The organism is Tenacibaculum amylolyticum (genome assembly GCF_964511145.1).
Classification (GTDB): Bacteria; Bacteroidota; Bacteroidia; order Flavobacteriales; family Flavobacteriaceae; genus Polaribacter; species Polaribacter amylolyticum.
Genome location: NZ_CAZEFZ010000040.1, coordinates 18,745 through 37,630 on the forward strand (window position 1 = coordinate 18,745; position 18,886 = coordinate 37,630).

16 protein-coding genes are annotated in these 18,886 nt (G+C 30.9%); 8 read left to right on the top strand and 8 right to left on the bottom strand.

Going from position 1 to position 18,886, the window contains the following annotated elements:
• Window positions 1–426: 426 nt before the first annotated feature.
• The 5 genes from lipA to ACKTTC_RS12515 all read right to left on the bottom strand — a co-directional run bounded on the left by lipA (window position 427) and on the right by ACKTTC_RS12515 (window position 3,987).
• Window positions 427–1,308, bottom strand: a complete 882-nt coding sequence (gene lipA, locus ACKTTC_RS12495; RefSeq protein WP_408040186.1) for a lipoyl synthase — start codon at window positions 1,306–1,308, stop codon at window positions 427–429.
• Window positions 1,309–1,366: 58 nt separating this feature from the next.
• The gene (locus ACKTTC_RS12500) at window positions 1,367–1,822 is read right to left on the bottom strand and encodes a hypothetical protein (protein ID WP_408040172.1); all 456 of its coding nucleotides are present in this window, start codon (window positions 1,820–1,822) and stop codon (window positions 1,367–1,369) included.
• A 126-nt stretch (window positions 1,823–1,948) separates the two neighbouring features.
• Window positions 1,949–3,181 (bottom strand): Nramp family divalent metal transporter, encoded by a 1,233-nt coding sequence (locus ACKTTC_RS12505; protein WP_408040173.1) that lies wholly within the window; start codon window positions 3,179–3,181, stop codon window positions 1,949–1,951.
• Window positions 3,182–3,217: 36 nt separating this feature from the next.
• Window positions 3,218–3,787: an RNA polymerase sigma factor gene (locus tag ACKTTC_RS12510; protein WP_408040187.1), complete on the bottom strand. Its 570-nt coding sequence runs from the start codon at window positions 3,785–3,787 to the stop codon at window positions 3,218–3,220.
• Complete coding sequence (locus tag ACKTTC_RS12515) at window positions 3,784–3,987, bottom strand: membrane or secreted protein (RefSeq protein WP_408040174.1); 204 nt, start codon at window positions 3,985–3,987, stop codon at window positions 3,784–3,786. Before ACKTTC_RS12515 ends, ACKTTC_RS12510 begins: the two co-directional genes overlap by 4 nt.
• Before the next feature lie 107 nt (window positions 3,988–4,094).
• Between ACKTTC_RS12515 and ACKTTC_RS12520 the strand changes: the two genes are divergently transcribed.
• The 5 genes from ACKTTC_RS12520 (at window position 4,095) to ACKTTC_RS12540 (ending at window position 7,685) form a co-directional block, all read left to right on the top strand.
• On the top strand, window positions 4,095–4,223 hold the full coding sequence (locus ACKTTC_RS12520; RefSeq protein WP_408040175.1) for a hypothetical protein: 129 nt from the start codon (window positions 4,095–4,097) through the stop codon (window positions 4,221–4,223).
• 134 nt (window positions 4,224–4,357) lie between these two features.
• A complete protein-coding gene (locus tag ACKTTC_RS12525) occupies window positions 4,358–5,689 on the top strand; it encodes a sulfatase-like hydrolase/transferase (RefSeq protein ID WP_408040176.1) in 1,332 nt (443 codons plus the stop codon).
• A gap of 12 nt (window positions 5,690–5,701) precedes the next feature.
• On the top strand, window positions 5,702–6,454 hold the full coding sequence (locus ACKTTC_RS12530) for a YHYH protein (protein ID WP_408040177.1): 753 nt from the start codon (window positions 5,702–5,704) through the stop codon (window positions 6,452–6,454).
• The gene (locus ACKTTC_RS12535) at window positions 6,455–7,027 is read left to right on the top strand and encodes a toxin-antitoxin system YwqK family antitoxin (protein ID WP_408040178.1); all 573 of its coding nucleotides are present in this window, start codon (window positions 6,455–6,457) and stop codon (window positions 7,025–7,027) included.
• A complete protein-coding gene (locus tag ACKTTC_RS12540) occupies window positions 7,011–7,685 on the top strand; it encodes an SCO family protein (protein ID WP_408040179.1) in 675 nt (224 codons plus the stop codon). The genes ACKTTC_RS12535 and ACKTTC_RS12540 overlap by 17 nt, the downstream gene beginning before the upstream one ends.
• Here ACKTTC_RS12540 and murB read toward each other — a convergent pair.
• Window positions 7,682–8,692, bottom strand: a complete 1,011-nt coding sequence (murB, locus tag ACKTTC_RS12545) for a UDP-N-acetylmuramate dehydrogenase (protein ID WP_408040180.1) — start codon at window positions 8,690–8,692, stop codon at window positions 7,682–7,684. The two genes, ACKTTC_RS12540 and murB, sit on opposite strands and share 4 nt — an antisense overlap.
• A gap of 1 nt (window position 8,693) precedes the next feature.
• A complete protein-coding gene (locus tag ACKTTC_RS12550; RefSeq protein ID WP_408040181.1) occupies window positions 8,694–9,884 on the bottom strand; it encodes a pyridoxal phosphate-dependent aminotransferase in 1,191 nt (396 codons plus the stop codon).
• 276 nt (window positions 9,885–10,160) lie between these two features.
• On the opposite strand from ACKTTC_RS12550, the gene ACKTTC_RS12555 reads away from it, so the two are divergent.
• A complete protein-coding gene (locus tag ACKTTC_RS12555) occupies window positions 10,161–11,402 on the top strand; it encodes an aspartyl protease family protein (protein ID WP_408040182.1) in 1,242 nt (413 codons plus the stop codon).
• 61 nt (window positions 11,403–11,463) lie between these two features.
• On the opposite strand, the gene ACKTTC_RS12560 is transcribed toward ACKTTC_RS12555, so the two are convergent.
• Entirely contained in the window at window positions 11,464–11,853 is a 390-nt protein-coding gene (locus tag ACKTTC_RS12560) for a DUF1573 domain-containing protein (RefSeq protein WP_408040183.1), read from the bottom strand.
• Window positions 11,854–12,062: 209 nt separating this feature from the next.
• Between ACKTTC_RS12560 and ACKTTC_RS12565 the strand changes: the two genes are divergently transcribed.
• Both ACKTTC_RS12565 and ACKTTC_RS12570 read left to right on the top strand, forming a co-directional pair.
• Window positions 12,063–14,699, top strand: a complete 2,637-nt coding sequence (locus tag ACKTTC_RS12565; protein WP_408040184.1) for a valine--tRNA ligase — start codon at window positions 12,063–12,065, stop codon at window positions 14,697–14,699.
• Between the two features lie 983 nt (window positions 14,700–15,682).
• Window positions 15,683–18,886, top strand: a 3,204-nt coding sequence (locus ACKTTC_RS12570) for a VCBS domain-containing protein (protein WP_408040185.1), incomplete at its 3' end; no start/stop codon positions are given.

Here is an 18,886-nt window from a genome sequence, read left to right on the forward strand (position 1 = left end):
GTGCCAAAAATGTAAAATTTGATTAGATTTATTATTTTATATGTGGATTTTGTATTTTTTTAAGAATTAAAGTCTCCTTTGTTAATGAATTCATAATAAATACAGAGTGAGGTTTTATTACTATATGGTTATTGCTAGCTAATTAAATAGTGCTATATATTAGAAATCAATAATAGAAGAAGTCATCATAATATGTCAATAAGAGTTTTTATAATATCAAAAAGCCACCTCAAAGAGATGGCTTTCTGTTAATCAACTAATTCAAATAATTTACACAATGAAAACAATTATTATTGCTAACAATTTTATGTTTTCAATATACGTGCCAAAATTACGAATATTAGAAGTATAAAATCACTTTTTTTAAATATTTTACATTTTTTTAATATTTAAAAGCTGTTTTGTTAAGGAATATATAATGAAATTTTAGCTAGCATGTTTGTGTGCTTTATACGAAGAACGTACAAGTGCACCACTCTCTACATACATAAAGCCCATTTCTTTACCAATTTCCTCATATTTTTTAAACTGATCTGGTGTTATAAATTGCTTAACAGGTAAATGTTTTTTAGTAGGTTGTAAATATTGACCAATAGTAATTACATCTAAACCAACATTTCTTAAATCAGTCATTGTTTCAATAACTTCATCTTCAGTTTCTCCTAATCCAAGCATTATTCCAGATTTGGTACGCATACCATTTTCTTTTAAATACTTTAAAACACCTAAACTACGGTCATATTTCGCTTGAATACGTACTTCCCTAGTCAATCGTTTTACAGTTTCCATATTATGAGAAACCACTTCAGGATGTACTTCTATAATTCGATCTATTAATTTGGTGTTACCTTGGAAATCTGGAATTAAAGTTTCAAGTGTAGTAGTAGGATTAGCTCTTCTAATAGCATCTACAGTTTCTGCCCAAATAATAGAACCTCCATCTTTTAAGTCATCTCTATCAACAGAAGTGATAACCGCATGTTTAATTTTCATGATTTTAATAGAACGAGCTACTTTTTCTGGTTCATCCCATTCTACAGTATCTGGTCTACCAGTTTTTACACCACAAAAACCACATGAACGTGTACAAACATTTCCTAAAATCATAAAAGTTGCCGTACCTTCTCCCCAGCATTCTCCCATATTAGGACAACTTCCGCTTGTACAAATTGTATTTAGTTTGTATTTATCAACTAAACCGCGAAGTTCTGTATATTTCTTGCCAACAGGTAATTTTACACGTAACCATTTAGGTTTTTTAACTCTTTCTTGAGCAACCTTAGGAGTAACTTGCGTATCTGTTGGCATTAGAATTTTTTCTGACATTCAACATAAATTTTGAATTACAAATTTACGAAGAATGTTTTTATTGCATGATGTCTAATTCAGTTGCTTTATCAATTGATGCTTGAAGTACTGCATCGTTAGATTTTATAAGACTTACAACTCTTCCAATTTTTTCAAGATCTTCTTTATTTGTGCTCCAAAAAGTAACACCAGTAACCTCTACTTTCATTTCTAAGTTGTCTATTAAATCATTACCACATAATTTAAAAGCACCATAAATAATACCTAACCAAGAAGGACCTCCACCATGGTATCCACTTGCTTGTAAATCTTTAGCTAAAGAATCTTCCTGATAGATATCGTGATAATCGTATCTAAATTTACCATTTTCTTCTTGTAATTTCCCTTGCACTTTAACAGAAGTGTCTCCCATGGCGTTTTTAACATCATCGGCTTGAGAAAAAATAGATTGAAAAGAAAAAATAGTGAAAAAGAAAGTAAAAACGAATTGTAAGAAAACTTTTTTAGTTTGCATTTTTAGTAATATTGGGATTATATTGAACTCCTTGGATAATACCAAAAAGCGTGCTAATTTAATTTTTTTTCTGATTTTTTCTGATTTTTTTTGAATTTATTTTTTTAACTACTGATTTGAAGTGTTTTATAATAGGGTGATCTTCAAATACCATAAGCTAAAGCAGATTAAAAACAGAATTCCTAATATGCTTAAGAATCTCATAAAGTTTGAAGGTTGAAATTCTTGGGGAGTATGTTTACTGGTAAGTAATTTATAATTCAAAAAAGCAAAGATTGGCGCAGTTAAGAATGAAAATATGGTAGCAATTTTTACAAGTGCTAACATACTATTTAATAAGAAAAATAAGATAATAAGCGTACCAATAACTAAAAACAAGCTCCAAAACCAATAATGTAAATTTTGCTTATTAAATAGTAAACTAGAAGCTTTTTCCATTGCTCTAGGAGATGCATCTAAAGTTGTAATTGTAGTACTAAACATTGTGGTAAATGCAGCCAGTGCTATAATTGGTTTAGTAAATCCACCTAAATTGTCTGTATATAATTGAATGAGTTGAATAGCAAATTGAGCTCCGCTACTGGCAAACTTTTCTTGAGAAGAAAACATTACAGTGGCACCGAGTAATAAAAAGCAAATGCCTAGAAGCATAGTTCCAAAATAGCCAATATTAAAATCGAAAATAGACTTAGATACAGATATTTTTTCCTTTAAATCTTTATTTTTTTCTACAGACCACAAAGAATGCCAAATAGATATATCTAAAGGAGCGGGCATCCATCCTAAAAAAGCAATCAAAAAACTAATTCCAACTGCGTTGCTTGGTAATACTTGTTGAAAAGATAATGAAGTATTGTTTTTAGATAAAGCAATTGAAACTGCAAGAAGTGTACTAATTGTTAAGAAAATTACGATAAATTTCATTAAACGATCCAAAAGTCGGTATTTACCTATAGTTAGAATGAGAAAACTAACTAACAAAATAATAGTGGCTGCATAAATAAGGTTATCTGTAAAAGGGAAAAGTTGCGCAGCTAAACTAGCCGTTACAATAGTTACTGCTGCTTGAATTGTAAACATGGTAGCTATATTTACGATAAAGTAAATAGTTAAATAACCATTTCCTAGCTTCTTATAACCGTCAAGTAAACTTTCTCCAGTTGCTGCTGCATATTTAGGACCAAATCGAAAAAAAGGATATTTAAAAAAATGAACGAGAAGTAAAGCCCAAATTAAACCATAACCATATTCTGCGCCTGCTCTAGTAGCCTGTACTAAGTGAGAGACACCTATAGCAGCACCAGCAAATAAAAGTCCTGGCCCAAGAATACTAAATATCGATTTTTTTTGTAAACTCATTCTTGATTTTTTAGTTGAATCAAATAGAGTTCGATATTAGCTTTTTTCAATAATTTCTGCAAGTAATTTTTTAGCACGTAAAAGTTTAACCTTTACATTATTAATAGGTTCATTAATTTGCTCTGCAATTTCTTTATAGCTTAATTCCTGAAAGTAACGTAAATGTATTACTTCTTGGTATTTAGGTTTCAACTGCTTAATGTCCTTTAAAAGTTTTGCTAAATTTTGTTCAGTAATAAGCTTATCTTCAGGAGTAGGGGAGCTATCAATAACTTTATAAGCTTCTTCCTCTTGAATATTAGATTTAATTACTAATGAAGATTTTCGTTTACGAATAATATCTTGATGTATATTCTTAGAAATAGCAATTAGCCAAGTGCTAAATTGATATTCTTCTTTAAACGTTTGTATTCTATTAAAAGCTTTAGCGAAGGTTTGAATGGTAATATCTTCAGCATCGTTATCGTTCGTTACTTTTTTTAATTGATAGCCATATACGCTACTCCAAAAAGTATCTAATAAGAAATTAAAAGATATTTGGTTTCCTTCTTTTGCTTTTTCTATATGTTTAAGAATTTCTTCTTTTGTAGGATTTCTAATTGCTATTGGTGTTTAGGGTCAGTACAAGTATCGAACTGATCAGGAGTTTTTCCACAAAAACCACAAGCTTCACCAGATTTATTCAACATAGGATTTTGACTAGCGCACGTTCCAGCAAACTCACCATCTTTTTTCGCCCATATTTTTATAGCTATACCTGCAAAAGCAAGTGCCAATAACCCGATTGTTAAAAAAATTAATTTCATGTAAAAATATTTATGGGTACAAAGATAATGAAACTAATTTTTTAAATATGTGACTTTTGTTAGAACCTTGTGTCTTAAAACTGTAAATTAATTCAAAAGGTATAATTATGAAATATGCTACACTACTACATGAAATAATAAATACATTAATTGGTTTTGTTACAAAAGAATATGATACAGAGATACAACCAGTTTATGTGAAAGTTAAAAAATATACAAATAAAAGAATTCGATAAGAAATAAAAACTCCTTTAATCTATATATAATCTAGCATAGTAAATGGTTGTTAACCAAAGCTATGTTGGATTTTTTTTGTTTGGTAATTAAACCTTGGTAATTTGTTTTAGTCAAAGTACATAAACATATATACATGAAATCAACTATTTCCCCAATTTTACTAATATTATTATTCGCTTTTTTTTCTTGCAGTAATGATGTAGAAGTAGCCTTAGATAATGATACAGGCACAGTAGAAAACCCAGATTCAAATCAGTCTTCAAATCCAAACATTCTTTTAATAATAGCAGATGATTTAGGCTTAGATGCTACACCGAGTTTTAATGTAGGAACAACAAAACCCAATATGCCGAATCTTCAAAATATGATAAATAATGGAGTTAGGTTTACCAATATGTGGTCTTATCCAACATGTACTCCCACTAGGTCTAGTATTTTAACTGGAAAATATGGTTTTAGAACTGGAGTTATGAAAGTAGATGATGAACTTTCTACAGGAGAAACTTCTCTTCAAAAGTATTTAGATACACAAAATTCAGGATATGCACATGCTGTTGTAGGAAAATGGCATTTATCTAGAACAGCTACACATCCAGAGCAAATGGGAGTAGGGTATTATGCAGGATTGTTATCTGGAGGAGTTCAGTCATATACAAATTGGAATTTTACAGAAAATGGACAAACGACTACATCTAATGAATATACAACTTCAAAATTTACAGATTTAGCAATAGATTGGGTAGGTAATCAAGAAAAACCTTGGTTTCTTTGGCTAGCTTATAATGCACCACATACACCATTTCATTTACCTCCAAATGACTTACATTCTCAAGGAAATTTACCGTCTGATGAAGCAAGTATTGAAGCAAATCCATTACCATATTACATGGCTATGATTGAAGCTATGGATACTGAAATAGGTAGATTATTAGATTCGTTATCAGAAGAAGAAAGAGAAAATACAGTCATAATTTTTATTGGAGACAATGGTACACCAAATAGTGTTGCCCAAGAATATAGAAATAGAAGAACAAAAGGAACGGTATATCAAGGAGGAGTAAATGTACCAATGATCATTTCTGGTAAAAATGTATCACGTTTTAATGAAACAGACAATCATTTGTTAAATACAACGGATTTATTCGCAACAATTGCCAGTATCGCAGGAGTTAATACGACTTCTTGGAATGATAGTAAAAGCTTTAAAGATTTATTATCTTTAAGTACTACTACAAATAGTAGAGATTATGCCTATACTGAAATAGGAAAAGATACAGGCGGAGAAGATTATACAATTAGAAATGCAACGCATAAGTATATAAAGTTTGTGAATGGAGAGGAAGCTCTTTATAATCTTAGCATAGACTTTTTTGAAAATACGAACTTATTAGATACAAATTTAAGTACAGAAGATCAGGAGCAATTAGATAATCTTCAACAAATACATTCAGATTTAAAACAATAGTATATGAAAAACATGAGCATTTTAATTTTAGGAATATTCGCTTTGTTAGCCTGTTCTTCAGATAATGAAAGTGATGGAAATACAAATCCTCCAATGGATAGTACTTCATATAATATATCTTCTATATTATCAAAATTTGATAATGTATCTGGAGTGTCATATACCGTTAATGGAGATTTTGTTGAGTTTACTTCTAATGGATTACCAGATCATGGAAGTCCTTATTGGGAAGCTGGAAACCCAATGTATGAAGCTTATAATGGAAACAATCCAAATTGGCATCAAAATCCAAATACAATTATGACACAAAACATAGTGTTTAGAATTCCATTGAATCCATCGGAAGCAGCAAATAAACAAGCAACAAGTTTAGGACCTATTGGAATTTCTGTAAATGGTGTGCCTTTTTATAATCAATATGCAGGACCTAATAATCAACCTTTAACAAATGAAATTGATTCATTTGATCAATATTTAGGACATCCTCAAAACACAGGACAATATCATTATCATATAGAACCATTATTTTTAACAGATGCTCTTGGTAAAACAGCTTTTTTAGGTTTGTTAGCAGATGGTTTTCCAGTATACGGTCCGCAAGAAAATGGAGGCACTATTACAAGTGCAGATTTAGATGACTATCATGGGCATGTTTCTGTTACACCAGAATTTCCAGATGGAATTTATCATTATCATATTACAGCAGATGATCCATATATTAATGGGAATGGATATTTTGGAACGCCAGGAAATATTTCACAATAAGTGAAAAATAACTATACATATTTACTTTTTATAGTATGCTTGATTGCTTGTGTAAAAGAAAAAAGAGCAAGCAATCAAGTATTAGATTATAATGATAAAGACTTCCAACTACAAAAAGGAGTGTTGTTATATAATGATAAACCATTTACAGGTACTTTATTGTCTTTTGATGCGATAAATGATACCTATAATCGCTTAGAATATTTTGGAGGCAAAAAAGATGGAGAAGAACTTAAAAAATATAAAAATGGCGTAATTGCAGAACAACGATTCTATAAGCAAGGAAACAAAGTTGGAAAACATAGTGCTTGGTGGAAAAACGGAACAATAAAGTTTGAATATCATTTTAATCAGAAGGGGGAGTATAATGGGACTGTAAAGGAGTGGTATAGAAATGGACAACCGTTAAAAATATTTAACTTTAAAAATGGTAGAGAAGAAGGAAGTCAGAAAATGTGGCAATCTGATGGAAAAATAAGAGCCAATTTTGTTACAAAAAAAGGAGAACGTTTTGGATTAATTGGACTTAAAAAGTGTTATTCAGTAAATACAAAAAATGAAGATTTTAATTGAAAAGCAATATAGAAATGTACTAATCCTTGTAAGTCTGTTAGTACTAGGAACAAGTTGTAAAAAAGAAGAGGCAGTAAATAAAGAAACTACATTACCTTTTTTTAATTCAGCATTATTTACACCTGAGTGGATTCCTGAATCTTCAAAAGTATATGATAAAATTCATACGATAGCCGATTTTGAGTTCGTAAATCAAGATGGAAATAAGGTAACGAACAAAACGTATGAAGGGAAAATTTATGTAGCAGATTTCTTTTTTGTTACCTGCCCAGGAATTTGTCCTATGCTAGAGAAAAATATGAGTATTCTTCAAGATAAGTACTTAAAAGATGATAATGTTTTATTATTGTCACATACTGTAATGCCAAGTAAAGACTCAGTTCCTGTTTTAAAGCAGTATGCTACTGAGAATGGTATTAATTCTAATAAGTGGAATTTAGTTACAGGAGATAAAAAGCAAATTTATGACTTAGCTCGTACTTCATACTTTGCCGATGAAGACTTTGTGAAAACACAAGATGAGGATGCATTTATTCACACAGAAAATTTCATTCTAATAGATAAAAAAGGACGTATTAGAGGTGTATATAACGGAACACTAAAGCTAGAAACACAACGACTAATGCGTCATATAGAATTGCTTAAAAAAGAAAGTTAAACAATAATATTTACTTCAATTTCTAAATCAATATGGAATTTATCTTTGATAGTATGTTGAATTTTCTGAGCTAGTTTATAAATCTCCTTACCAGTTGCATTTTTATAATTTACAAGTACTAAAGCTTGTTTTTCATGCACGCCAGCATCCCCAAATCGTTTACCTTTAAAACCAGCTTGTTCAATAAGCCAACCAGCAGGAACCTTAATTTCTTCTTCTGAAATAGGATAATTTGGTATAGTAGGATATTCTTTTCGAAGTTCATCAAAAAGAGTGGCAGGAATAACTGGATTTTTAAAAAAACTACCACTGTTACCGATTTCTTTAGGGTCAGGTAACTTAGATTGACGAATAGCAATTACTGCATTAGAAACATCTTTAATCGTCGGATTTGTAATGTTACGCTCTTGTAGCTCTTTTTCAATAGCTCCGTACGATGTATTCAAGTTATGTTTTCCTTTCGTTAACATAAATGAAACAGATGTAATAATATACTTCCCTTTAACTTGGTTCTTGAAAATAGAATTGCGATATCCAAATTCACAATCGCTATTTGAAAATTGAACTAATTTTCCTGTTTCAATTTCAAGAGCAGTAACTTGTGAAATGACATCTTTTACTTCAACACCATAAGCTCCAATATTCTGAATTGGACAAGTTCCTACATTACCAGGAATTAAAGAAAGATTTTCAATTCCACCATAATTTTGAGAAATAGACCATAAGACAAAATCATGCCAATTTTCGCCAGCATTGACAGTAACATGAACTGTATCTTCATTTTCTCTGTCTATAGAAATCCCTTCTATATTTAAATGAATAACTAGTTTTTCAATGTCTTTGGTAAGTAACATATTGCTACCACCAGAAAGTAAGAAAATGTCTTTCTCTTTTGCTACAATTTGTTGAAGTTCATAAACTGAACCTACAGAAATAAAACGTTTGGCATAGACTTCTATACCAAACGTGTTATATTCTTTTAACGATATATTTTCTTGAATATTCAAATTATTTTTGATATGCTTCTAAAGCTAATTTTAATATTTCTACAGAACGTTTTAAATCTTCTTTATTTAATACGTAAGCAATACGTACTTGGTTTTTACCTTCACCTTTTGTAGAATAAAAACCACTTGCTGGAGCTACCATTACTGTTTGATTATTGTGTTGGAAATGTTCTAAAATCCATTGTGCAAAATCATCTGCATCAGCAATAGGCAATTCAGCTACACAATAAAAAGCACCTTTAGGATTGGCAACTTTAACACCTTCTATTTTTTGTAATTCAGCAATTAATGTATTTCTACGTTCTACATACTCTTCAATTACATCATCAAAATAACTTTGTGGTGTATCTAAAGCTGCTTCACTAGCAATTAAAGCATAAGTTGGTGGACTTAAACGAGCTTGTGCAAACTTAATAGCAGTTTGAATAAAATCTTGGTTTTTTGAAACAATACAACCAATACGTGCACCACACATACTATAACGTTTAGAAACAGAATCGATCATAATGGCATGTTGCTCTAATCCATCTTCTTTCATAACAGAGTGGTGCGTTGCACCATCATAAGCAAACTCACGGTATACTTCATCTGCAATTAAAAATAAATCGTGTTTTAAAACGATTTGTTTTAATTTTTCTATTTCTTCTTTGCTGTATAAATACCCAGTAGGGTTTCCAGGATTACAAATTAATATTGCCTTAGTTTTAGGCGTAATTAACTTCTCAAAATCTTCAATTTTAGGCAAAGCGAAGTTGTCATCAATAGAAGAAATTACTGGTACTACATTAACACCAGATGCAATAGAAAAACCATTATAGTTAGCATAAAATGGTTCAGGAATAATAATTTCATCTCCTGGATCAGTAATACTACCTATAGTAAATAATAAAGCTTCTGAACCACCGGTAGTGACTATAATATCGTTTGCATTAACGGTAATATCGTTTTTCGCGTAATAATCAGAAAGCTTATTTCTATATGTCTCAGATCCTTCAGATCTTGCATATGATAAAACTTCAATAGAATTATTTTTAACAGCATCTAATGCTACTTGTGGAGTTTTAATATCTGGTTGTCCAATATTTAAATGAAACACAGTAACTCCTTTTTTCTTAGCATTTTCTGCATAAGGAACCAATTTACGAATTGGCGATTGAGGCATTAAATTACCTTTTGAAGAAATTGATGGCATTTCTTTATTTTTTTAGTTGTTTTAAGTAGGCAAATTTGCAAAAATATATTCATTTTATAGAGATTTAAATATAAAAACTAACTGCTATTGTATGTAAAATGGTTAAAACTATCTTAAAAAAAAATAACTTAATAAATAAGGTTGTATATTGGATATAATGCAAACGAAGACAATTTGAGAAAACTATTACAATCCCTAATTTTATTTTTCATTTTTTCTAACACATACTCACAAACTAAGTTTCAGTTTTATGGGGGGAATGATGTGAAACAGAAAGTGAAATTTCAACTAATTAATAATCTCATTATTATTCCTTTAAAAATAAATGAGAAACCGTTAAACTTTATTTTAGATACTGGTGTTAATAAAACCATTTTATTCAATCTTTCTGAAAAAGATAGTGTTGGACTTAATAATGTAGAAAAGATTCAACTAAAAGGACTAGGAAGTGGAGAGGCAGTAGATGCTTTACTTTCTAAAAGTAACCGATTCCAAATTGGAAATTTGGTGAATCCTAATGAAGATTTATATGTTATCCTACGGGATAAATTCAACATGTCAGCAAAAATGGGTGTTACTGTACATGGTATTATTGGGTTCGATCTTTTAAAGAGTGCAATTACAAAAGTAGATTATCGAAAAAAGGTAATTACATTTTACAATCCAAAAAAATACAAAGCAAAAAAATGTCGTAGTTGTGAAGAATTTCCATTGGAATTTTATAGAAACAAGCCTTATATTAATGTAGTGGCTGGGTTAGATACCATTTCTGATAAAAAGATAGAAACAAAGTTATTGATAGATTCTGGAGGAAGTGATTCATTATGGTTTTTTGAAGGGACTCATGAAGATATAAAAACACCTATAAAGTTTTTTAGAGATATCTTAGGAGAAGGTTTAAGTGGAACGATTTATGGAAATAGAAGTAAAATACCAGAATTTAGATTGGGAAAATATGTTATTAAAAATCCTACAGTATCTTTTTTAGATACACTATCTACTATAAATGCTAGGCAATTTAAATTAAGAAATGGAAGTATTGGAGGAAATATTTTAAAACGATTTAAAATATGGATAGATTACCCAAATAGGAGAATTATCTTTAAAAAGACTAGTTCTTTAAAAGGAGGGTTTTATTATAATATGAGTGGTTTAACTGTTGTATATGATGGACAAGAGTTAGTTAGAAAACAAGAAGATCGTTTAATTACAGATGACTCATTTAATACAAATAATCAAGTTTCAAATAGTACAACTTTATCATTCATAACAAGCTATTACTATCAATTTAAACCAGCATATAAAATAGATGAAGTGTTAGAAGGTTCTCCAGCGGGACTTGCAGGAATATTAAAAGATGATGTAGTCAAAAAAATTAATGGAAAGCCAGCTCATTCATATACACTCGATGAAATAAATGGATTGTTCCATTCAAAGCCAAATAAGCGGGTAGCTTTAGAGATAGAGAGAGAAGGGGTAAAGCATAAGTTTAAATTCAGGTTGAAAAAAAGAATATGAATAAAAAAAGGAACTATTTTAAATAGTTCCTTTTTTTATGTTTGTTAAGTTAAATAGAAAATTAGCTTTTTTTGCTATCTCCATCTTTACCTTTAGTAATGTAGCCTTTAATTTTTAACATTAATCTCTCACGCTTAGCATTAGAATCAACCTTAACTGCTTTAGAGAAACCACCTAATCTCATAGTGTCATAAGAAACTTCAATTTGTCCCTTTTCACCTGGCATAATTGGTTTTTCTGGCTTACTAGGTACAGTACAACCACAAGTAGATTTAATGTCTTTTATGATCAATGGAGCATCACCTACATTTGTAAACTCAAAAACTCTTTTTCCATCAGAACCTTGAGTTATTTTTCCATAATTAATTGTTTCCGTTTCGAACTTAAACTCCTGAGCATTTACAGCTAAAGTTAAAAAACAAACTGCGATAAACGATAAAATTGTTTTCATAATTTAATAATTGTTGTTTAGGGATTTCCTATGTTACAAATTTAACATAATTTTTTAGTTATAAAAATCAACTTCTAATTTTATATACATCATAGATAGTTGTATTTTTGTCAACTATATTCCAAAAATAATGCCAAAAAATATTTTTTCAATAAAAATACAAAATTAGGAATATAACCAATTAATAAAAACTATAAAGAGTAAACATAATGAGCATTCCATCTAAATACAATGCAAGCGAAGTTGAAAGCAAATGGTATGACTACTGGATGAAACACAATTACTTTCATTCTGAAGTAGATGAAAGAGAACCGTACACAATTGTAATACCACCACCAAATGTCACAGGAGTCTTGCATATGGGGCATATGCTAAATAATACCATACAAGATGTTTTAATACGAAAAGCTCGTTTACTAGGAAAAAATGCTTGTTGGGTACCAGGAACAGATCATGCTTCTATTGCCACAGAGGCAAAAGTTGTTGCAAAATTAAAAGAAGAAGGAATTCACAAAAACGATTTAACGAGAGAAGAATTCTTGAAGCATGCATTTGAATGGAAAGATAAATACGGAGGAATTATCTTAGAACAATTGAAGAAGTTAGGTGCTTCTTGCGATTGGGAACGTACAAAGTTTACAATGGATGATGATATGAGTGAAGCTGTAATTGAGGTTTTTGTTGATTTATACAACAAAGGTTTAATCTACAGAGGTTTTAGAATGGTGAACTGGGATCCAGAAGCTAAAACTACACTCTCAGATGAAGAGGTAATTTATGAAGAACGCCAAGGAAACTTATATTACTTAGAATACGAAATTGTTGGTTCTGATGAAAAAGTAACGATTGCTACAACAAGACCAGAAACAATTTTAGGAGATACTGCAATTTGTATCAATCCAGAAGATGAAAGATATGCGCATTTAAGAGGGAAGAAAGCTATTGTACCTCTTTGTAATAGAGAAATTCCGATTATAGAAGATACTTATGTAGATGTTGAGTTTGGTACAGGGTGTTTAAAGGTTACTCCAGCACATGATGAAAATGATAAAGTATTAGGAGAAAAGCATAAATTAGAAGTAATTGATATTTTTAATGAAGATGCTAGTTTAAATTCTTACGGATTACATTATCAAGGGAAAGATCGTTTTGTAGTACGCAAGGAAATTTCTAAGGAATTAGAAGAGAAAGGGTACTTAGTAAAAGTAGAACAGCATACAAATAAAGTTGGAACCTCTGAAAGAACAAAAGCGGTAATCGAACCAAGATTATCAGATCAATGGTTCTTAAAAATGGAAGAATTAGCAAAGCCTGCTTTAGAAGCTGTTTTAGGAGAAGAAAGAGATGTGAAGTTGTTTCCTAGAAAATTTGAGAATACATACCGTCACTGGATGGAAAATATTCGAGATTGGAATATTTCACGTCAGTTATGGTGGGGACAACAAATTCCAGCATTCTATTATGGAGATGGTAAAGAAGATTTTGTAGTAGCAACTACTAAGGAAAAAGCATTAGAGTTAGCAAAAGAAAAAACAGGAAATGAAAACCTTCAAGCATCAGATTTAAAGCAAGATCCAGATGTATTAGATACTTGGTTTTCATCATGGTTATGGCCAATGTCTGTTTTTGATGGGATTCGTAATCCTGAAAATGAGGAAATTAAATATTATTATCCAACAAATGATTTAGTTACTGGACCAGATATTTTATTTTTCTGGGTAGCTCGTATGATTATTGCTGGATATGAATATAAAGATGCACGTCCGTTCGAGAATGTGTATTTAACAGGATTAGTTCGCGATAAGCAACGTCGTAAAATGAGTAAATCACTAGGGAACTCGCCAGATGCTTTAAAATTAATAGATGATTATGGAGCTGATGGAGTTCGTGTTGGGTTATTATTAAGTTCTGCAGCAGGAAATGATTTATTATTTGATGAAGCATTATGTCAACAAGGAAAAGGGCTAGGAAACAAAGTATGGAGTGCTTTTTACTTAACAACTTTATGGGAGGTTTCTGAAACAATAGAACAACCAGAACATAGTAAATTGGCTATTGAATGGTATAAGGCAAAGTTCCAGAAAGCATTAGCTGATATTGAAGGTAATTACAGTAAGTATCGCTTAAGCGATGTTATTATGACGATCTATAAGTTGATTTATCATGATTTCTGTGGACTATTTTTAGAAATCGTTAAACCAGCATATCAAGCACCAATAGATGCTAAAACGTACAAGGAAATAATGGAGATTTTTGAAGATAATTTAAAAATCTTGCATCCATTTATGCCATTTATTACAGAGGAAATTTGGCAGTCTATTTCTGAAAGAGCATCAGAAGAAGCATTAATTATAGCTAAGTATCCTGAACAAACTTCATTTAATGAAGCATTAATTAGTGACATGGATTTTGCTTCTGAGGTAATTGCAGGAATTAGAACAATTAGAAAAGAGAAAAATATACCTTTTAAAGAAGCTATAGAACTATTAGTGCTTAATAATGAAAAAGTAACTAGTACGTTAGATACTGTTATTCAGAAATTAGTCAATGCAGAAAGTATTAATTACGTAGAGGAACAAGTAGAAGGTGCTTCTTTTAGAGTGAAATCTAACGAGTACTTTATTCCAATTTCTACTGAAAATATTAATGTAGAAGAGGAGATTAAGAAGATTACTGAAGAGTTAAATTATACAGAAGGATTTTTAAAGTCTGTTCAAAAGAAGTTGGCAAATGAACGTTTTGTAAATAATGCACCAGAACAAGTGGTTATTAACGAACGTAAAAAAGAAGCAGATGCAGTTGCTAAAATTGAGACCTTAAAAGCTAGCTTAGCTGCATTACAATAGAGTAGTAGTAAACTCGAAATAATATTAAGAGTAAAGACCAGCCGTAGAGGTTGGTCTTTTTCTTTTTATTAAAAAAATCACTAACGATATTTTTTGAATAAATTATTTTTTTCGTGTTTTAGATGATTTTTTTGATAAAATTAACATATGTAATGAAAAATATCATATATTTGATATGTTGGATGTTTATATAAAAGTATGTTGATAAGTTCAAAATAACACCCAATAAATCAAATAATATTCCTCTAAATATATTTAATAGTTTATAGTTATATAAATTATTATCGATAATGAGTAACACATTTACTCATTATATTTCTTTCTTTCATTAGTACTATACTTTAATGAAAGTTATCACTAATATTTTAACCAATTTATTTACAAAAAATTACTTCAAAATTCTATTGAATGAATATATAACAGATATAAGATTTAACCTTTAACCCCCCGAATACCATGAATAAAATTACTTTAGAAATTCTTCGAAAGAAAATAGCAAATTAAAACATATTGTTCTTAGTATAACTACCATAGTTACTACACTTTAATTATTTCTTTATACTAATAATTACTATCCTATTATAAATAATAGTCGATGGTTTTTATGAAATAGTATAGACAAAGGGCATTGAAAAATGCACAAACTCTGTTGAAGTAAATAGAGAAAAAATATATAATAAAACCCCACAGTTGTGACACTTTGGCGAGCAGAAACAAAAGTAGGGTAGTAAATAATAATCAATATAATACTGACCATTATGTTTAAATATCTTAGAGTTATAACTTTAAGGTGTCATTATAATAAGTACCTTAAACTAATAATAAAAATATTGCTTAATCTTAAAGCAATATTAGATGTAAAAAGTACATCCAACAAAGATATTAAAAAAGAAGATTCCTTTAATTCTTCGTCTCTAGTTTTTTATGTAACTAATTTATTAAGTTCAAAGAGAGATAACGATTCTTATATAAGAATCATATTAATGTTCTGTATCATAGGAATGATAGGATTACAACCTGTTTTTTCACAAGAAAAACAAGTGTATTTAGAGCATGTAAAAAACACAGAAAAGAATGGAGGAATCTTAGTAAATAATTCTTATAGTTTTTTTGCTAAATCGAAAAGTAAAAATATAAAAAGTAGCCCTACAATAACAAAATCTTCTAGTAGCCCTACAATAGATTTAAATTCTATTGCAACAGGAAACGATCATGATTTTCAAATGCAACCAACACCTACAGGACTTTTTTCAACAGTTATATCTCCAATAATAACAAGTACTACAAATACAATAACAAGTGCTACAATAACAATGTCTGGGGTGCAAGATTCTTCAAATGGTGAATTATTTGGAATTAATAATGGAGCAGGTTTCGACTTATACTTTTTTAATCCACCTGTAGATACTAATGTATATACGTTTCCGGGGTCAGTAATTCGAATGACACAGGTTTCGAGTACAGACTTTACAGTTACAGAAGATTCAGGAAATCCAATACCAAACGAAGATTTTCAAGAGTTTTTAAAGATGGTTTTATACGGTGATATAGCATCACCTTATACAGATGGAGTAAGAGTAATGACAGTTACCATAACAGATACAAATGGAGATACAGCAAGTGCTCAATCTACAATAAGAGTATTTACAACACCGCCAACTGTTATTGATGAAAATAATGTTATTTCAGCTAATAACACAGGTACTATTACAGGAAATGTATTGGCAAATGATTCAGGAAGTTCAATTGTAGTTACAGAGGTAGATGTATATCCAGCTATGGTAGGGAATACATATACAACATTATATGGAGAAATAACAATTCAGTCTGATGGTAGTTACAGTTATAATGTAGATGAAAACAATGCGTCGGTAACGGGATTACGAGCAGGAGAAAGTCTACAGGATATTATATCATACACTGTAACAGATGCGAATAATATTAGTGATTATGGAATTTTAACAATAAGAATTGATGGGGTAGATGAAGCTCCTGATGCAATAAATAATGAAGATGCTGTAACAGCATTTACAGATGCAAACACGCAAGGGAATATAATTACAGATGTAGGAGCTGGTGGAGTAGACGAGGTAGATAGAGGAGTGTCCACATTAGTTTGGGAAAACGAATTTACTCAAGGTAGTGTGTTTTTAAATTTATCAGATGAAATAGGAGGAACAAGTAGAACAGTCAATGGAGTAACTTTAGATTTTACATCAACAGACCCAAGTAGTTTTGGAGTTCCAGATCAAAATCAAGTGGTATTTTTAACTCAAATGAATGGAGGACATACAGGGTATTTAGGTTTTACAATAGACGGTGTTACTAATCCTTCTGACGATACAGAATTAGTTATAAATTTTAGTGAACCAGTATATAATTTAGGCTTTTTAGTTGTTGATATTGATTTTTCTCAATCGAATACATGGCAAGATCAAATCAAGATAGAAGGAACTTTAAATGGAGTTAATTCAAATTATCAATATGTAACTACGGGAGGAGTCGTAGATGCAGGAAATAATACCTTTTACGGTATAGGAAGAGCAGTAGAAGCAGATGCAACAGGAAATGTAAATGTATTTTTTGAAGAACCAATAGATCAATTAAGATTAGGCTATAACTATGGTCCACACGCTACAGCAGCTAATCAAGGAGCACAAATAGCAGGAGTATCAGATATTTATTGGCAAGGAGGAGCAGGAGCAATTGTAATTTCAGAAATAGACGGAGGAGTCGTTGCTGCTGGAGGTACTCTTTTTACAGGGATGTATGGAACTTTATTTGTAACTCCAGATGGAAATTATACATATACACCAGATACGACAAACCCAACAGTACAAGCTCTTTTAGTAGGACAAACACTTACAGATACCTTTAATTATAGGTTAACTGATGGATTTGGTTTCGATAATGCAGATTTAATTATTACAATAAATGGTTCAGGAATAGACTCAGACGGAGATACAATTGCTGATCGAATCGATTTAGACGACGATAATGATGGAATTTTAGATACAGATGAAGGATGTGTATCAACGGTTTTATCAACATCTGGTACACTTTCAAATGGAGTTGCTTATACAACTTCAGGCGCAGGTTTAATAGATTTGGGTGGAGGAGATTTGCAGCTAGGAGATTTTGGAGTTAATGGGACAGTTACATTTACATTTAGTGAACCTGTTGAAATAACAATTACAAATACAACAGCAATCAACCATGCAATTTGGGAAGCATTAGATCCAGTAAGAACTACAACGATGACATCAAATGGTTCTACTTGGGAATATATTCCAGGAACTGTCGATCCTCAGATAAATATCGTAGGTAATCAAGCAATCTCTACTTTACCAAATTCAAGTCTTTCATCTCAAGATGATTGGGGTTCTATCACTAGTAGAGGGGTAACAACATTATCAGTGTATGTCGTTAATTTCGATAAGTATAACTTCCAAATCGTTTCATGTGTAGATACAGATGGTGATGGAATAACAAATGATTTAGATTTAGATAGCGATGGAGATGGATGTCCAGATGCTTTAGAAGGAGACAGTGTTACAATAACTTCAGCAAACTTAACTACAGCAAGCGGAACATTACAAGGAGGGAACTCAGGACCAGGATACACAGGAACATCAGGGATTTCAATTACAGATAATTTAGGGATTGTAGTAGGAAGTACCCCTACAACGTTAGGGGTACCGACTATTACAGGAACTGGGCAAGGTATTGGGGCTAGTCAAAATGGAGCAGATGCAACAGTTTGTATAAATTTGATAGCTTCTGATGATACAGCGACGGTTCCAGAAGACGATAGCGTTGTAATTGATATTTTTAATAACGATAATGATATTCCAACTGATGGAACTTTAGTAATTAGTTCACCAAGTAATGGAACTATAACAGTTAATAATGGAGGAACTCCAAATAATCCAGCAGATGATATAGTCACTTATATTCCTGATACAGATTTTAATGGGACAGATACTTTTACCTATACAGTCTGTGATAATGCTAGTCCTACAAATTGTGCAAATGCTACAGTAAGTATTACAGTAACTCCAGTAAACGACACTCCAACAGCGAATGATGATATAGCTACAGTTGCAGAAGATGGAAGTGTCACGATTTCCGTAGTAAGCAATGATGATTTTGGTGGCGACGGTCCGAGTAGTACAGACATTACAATT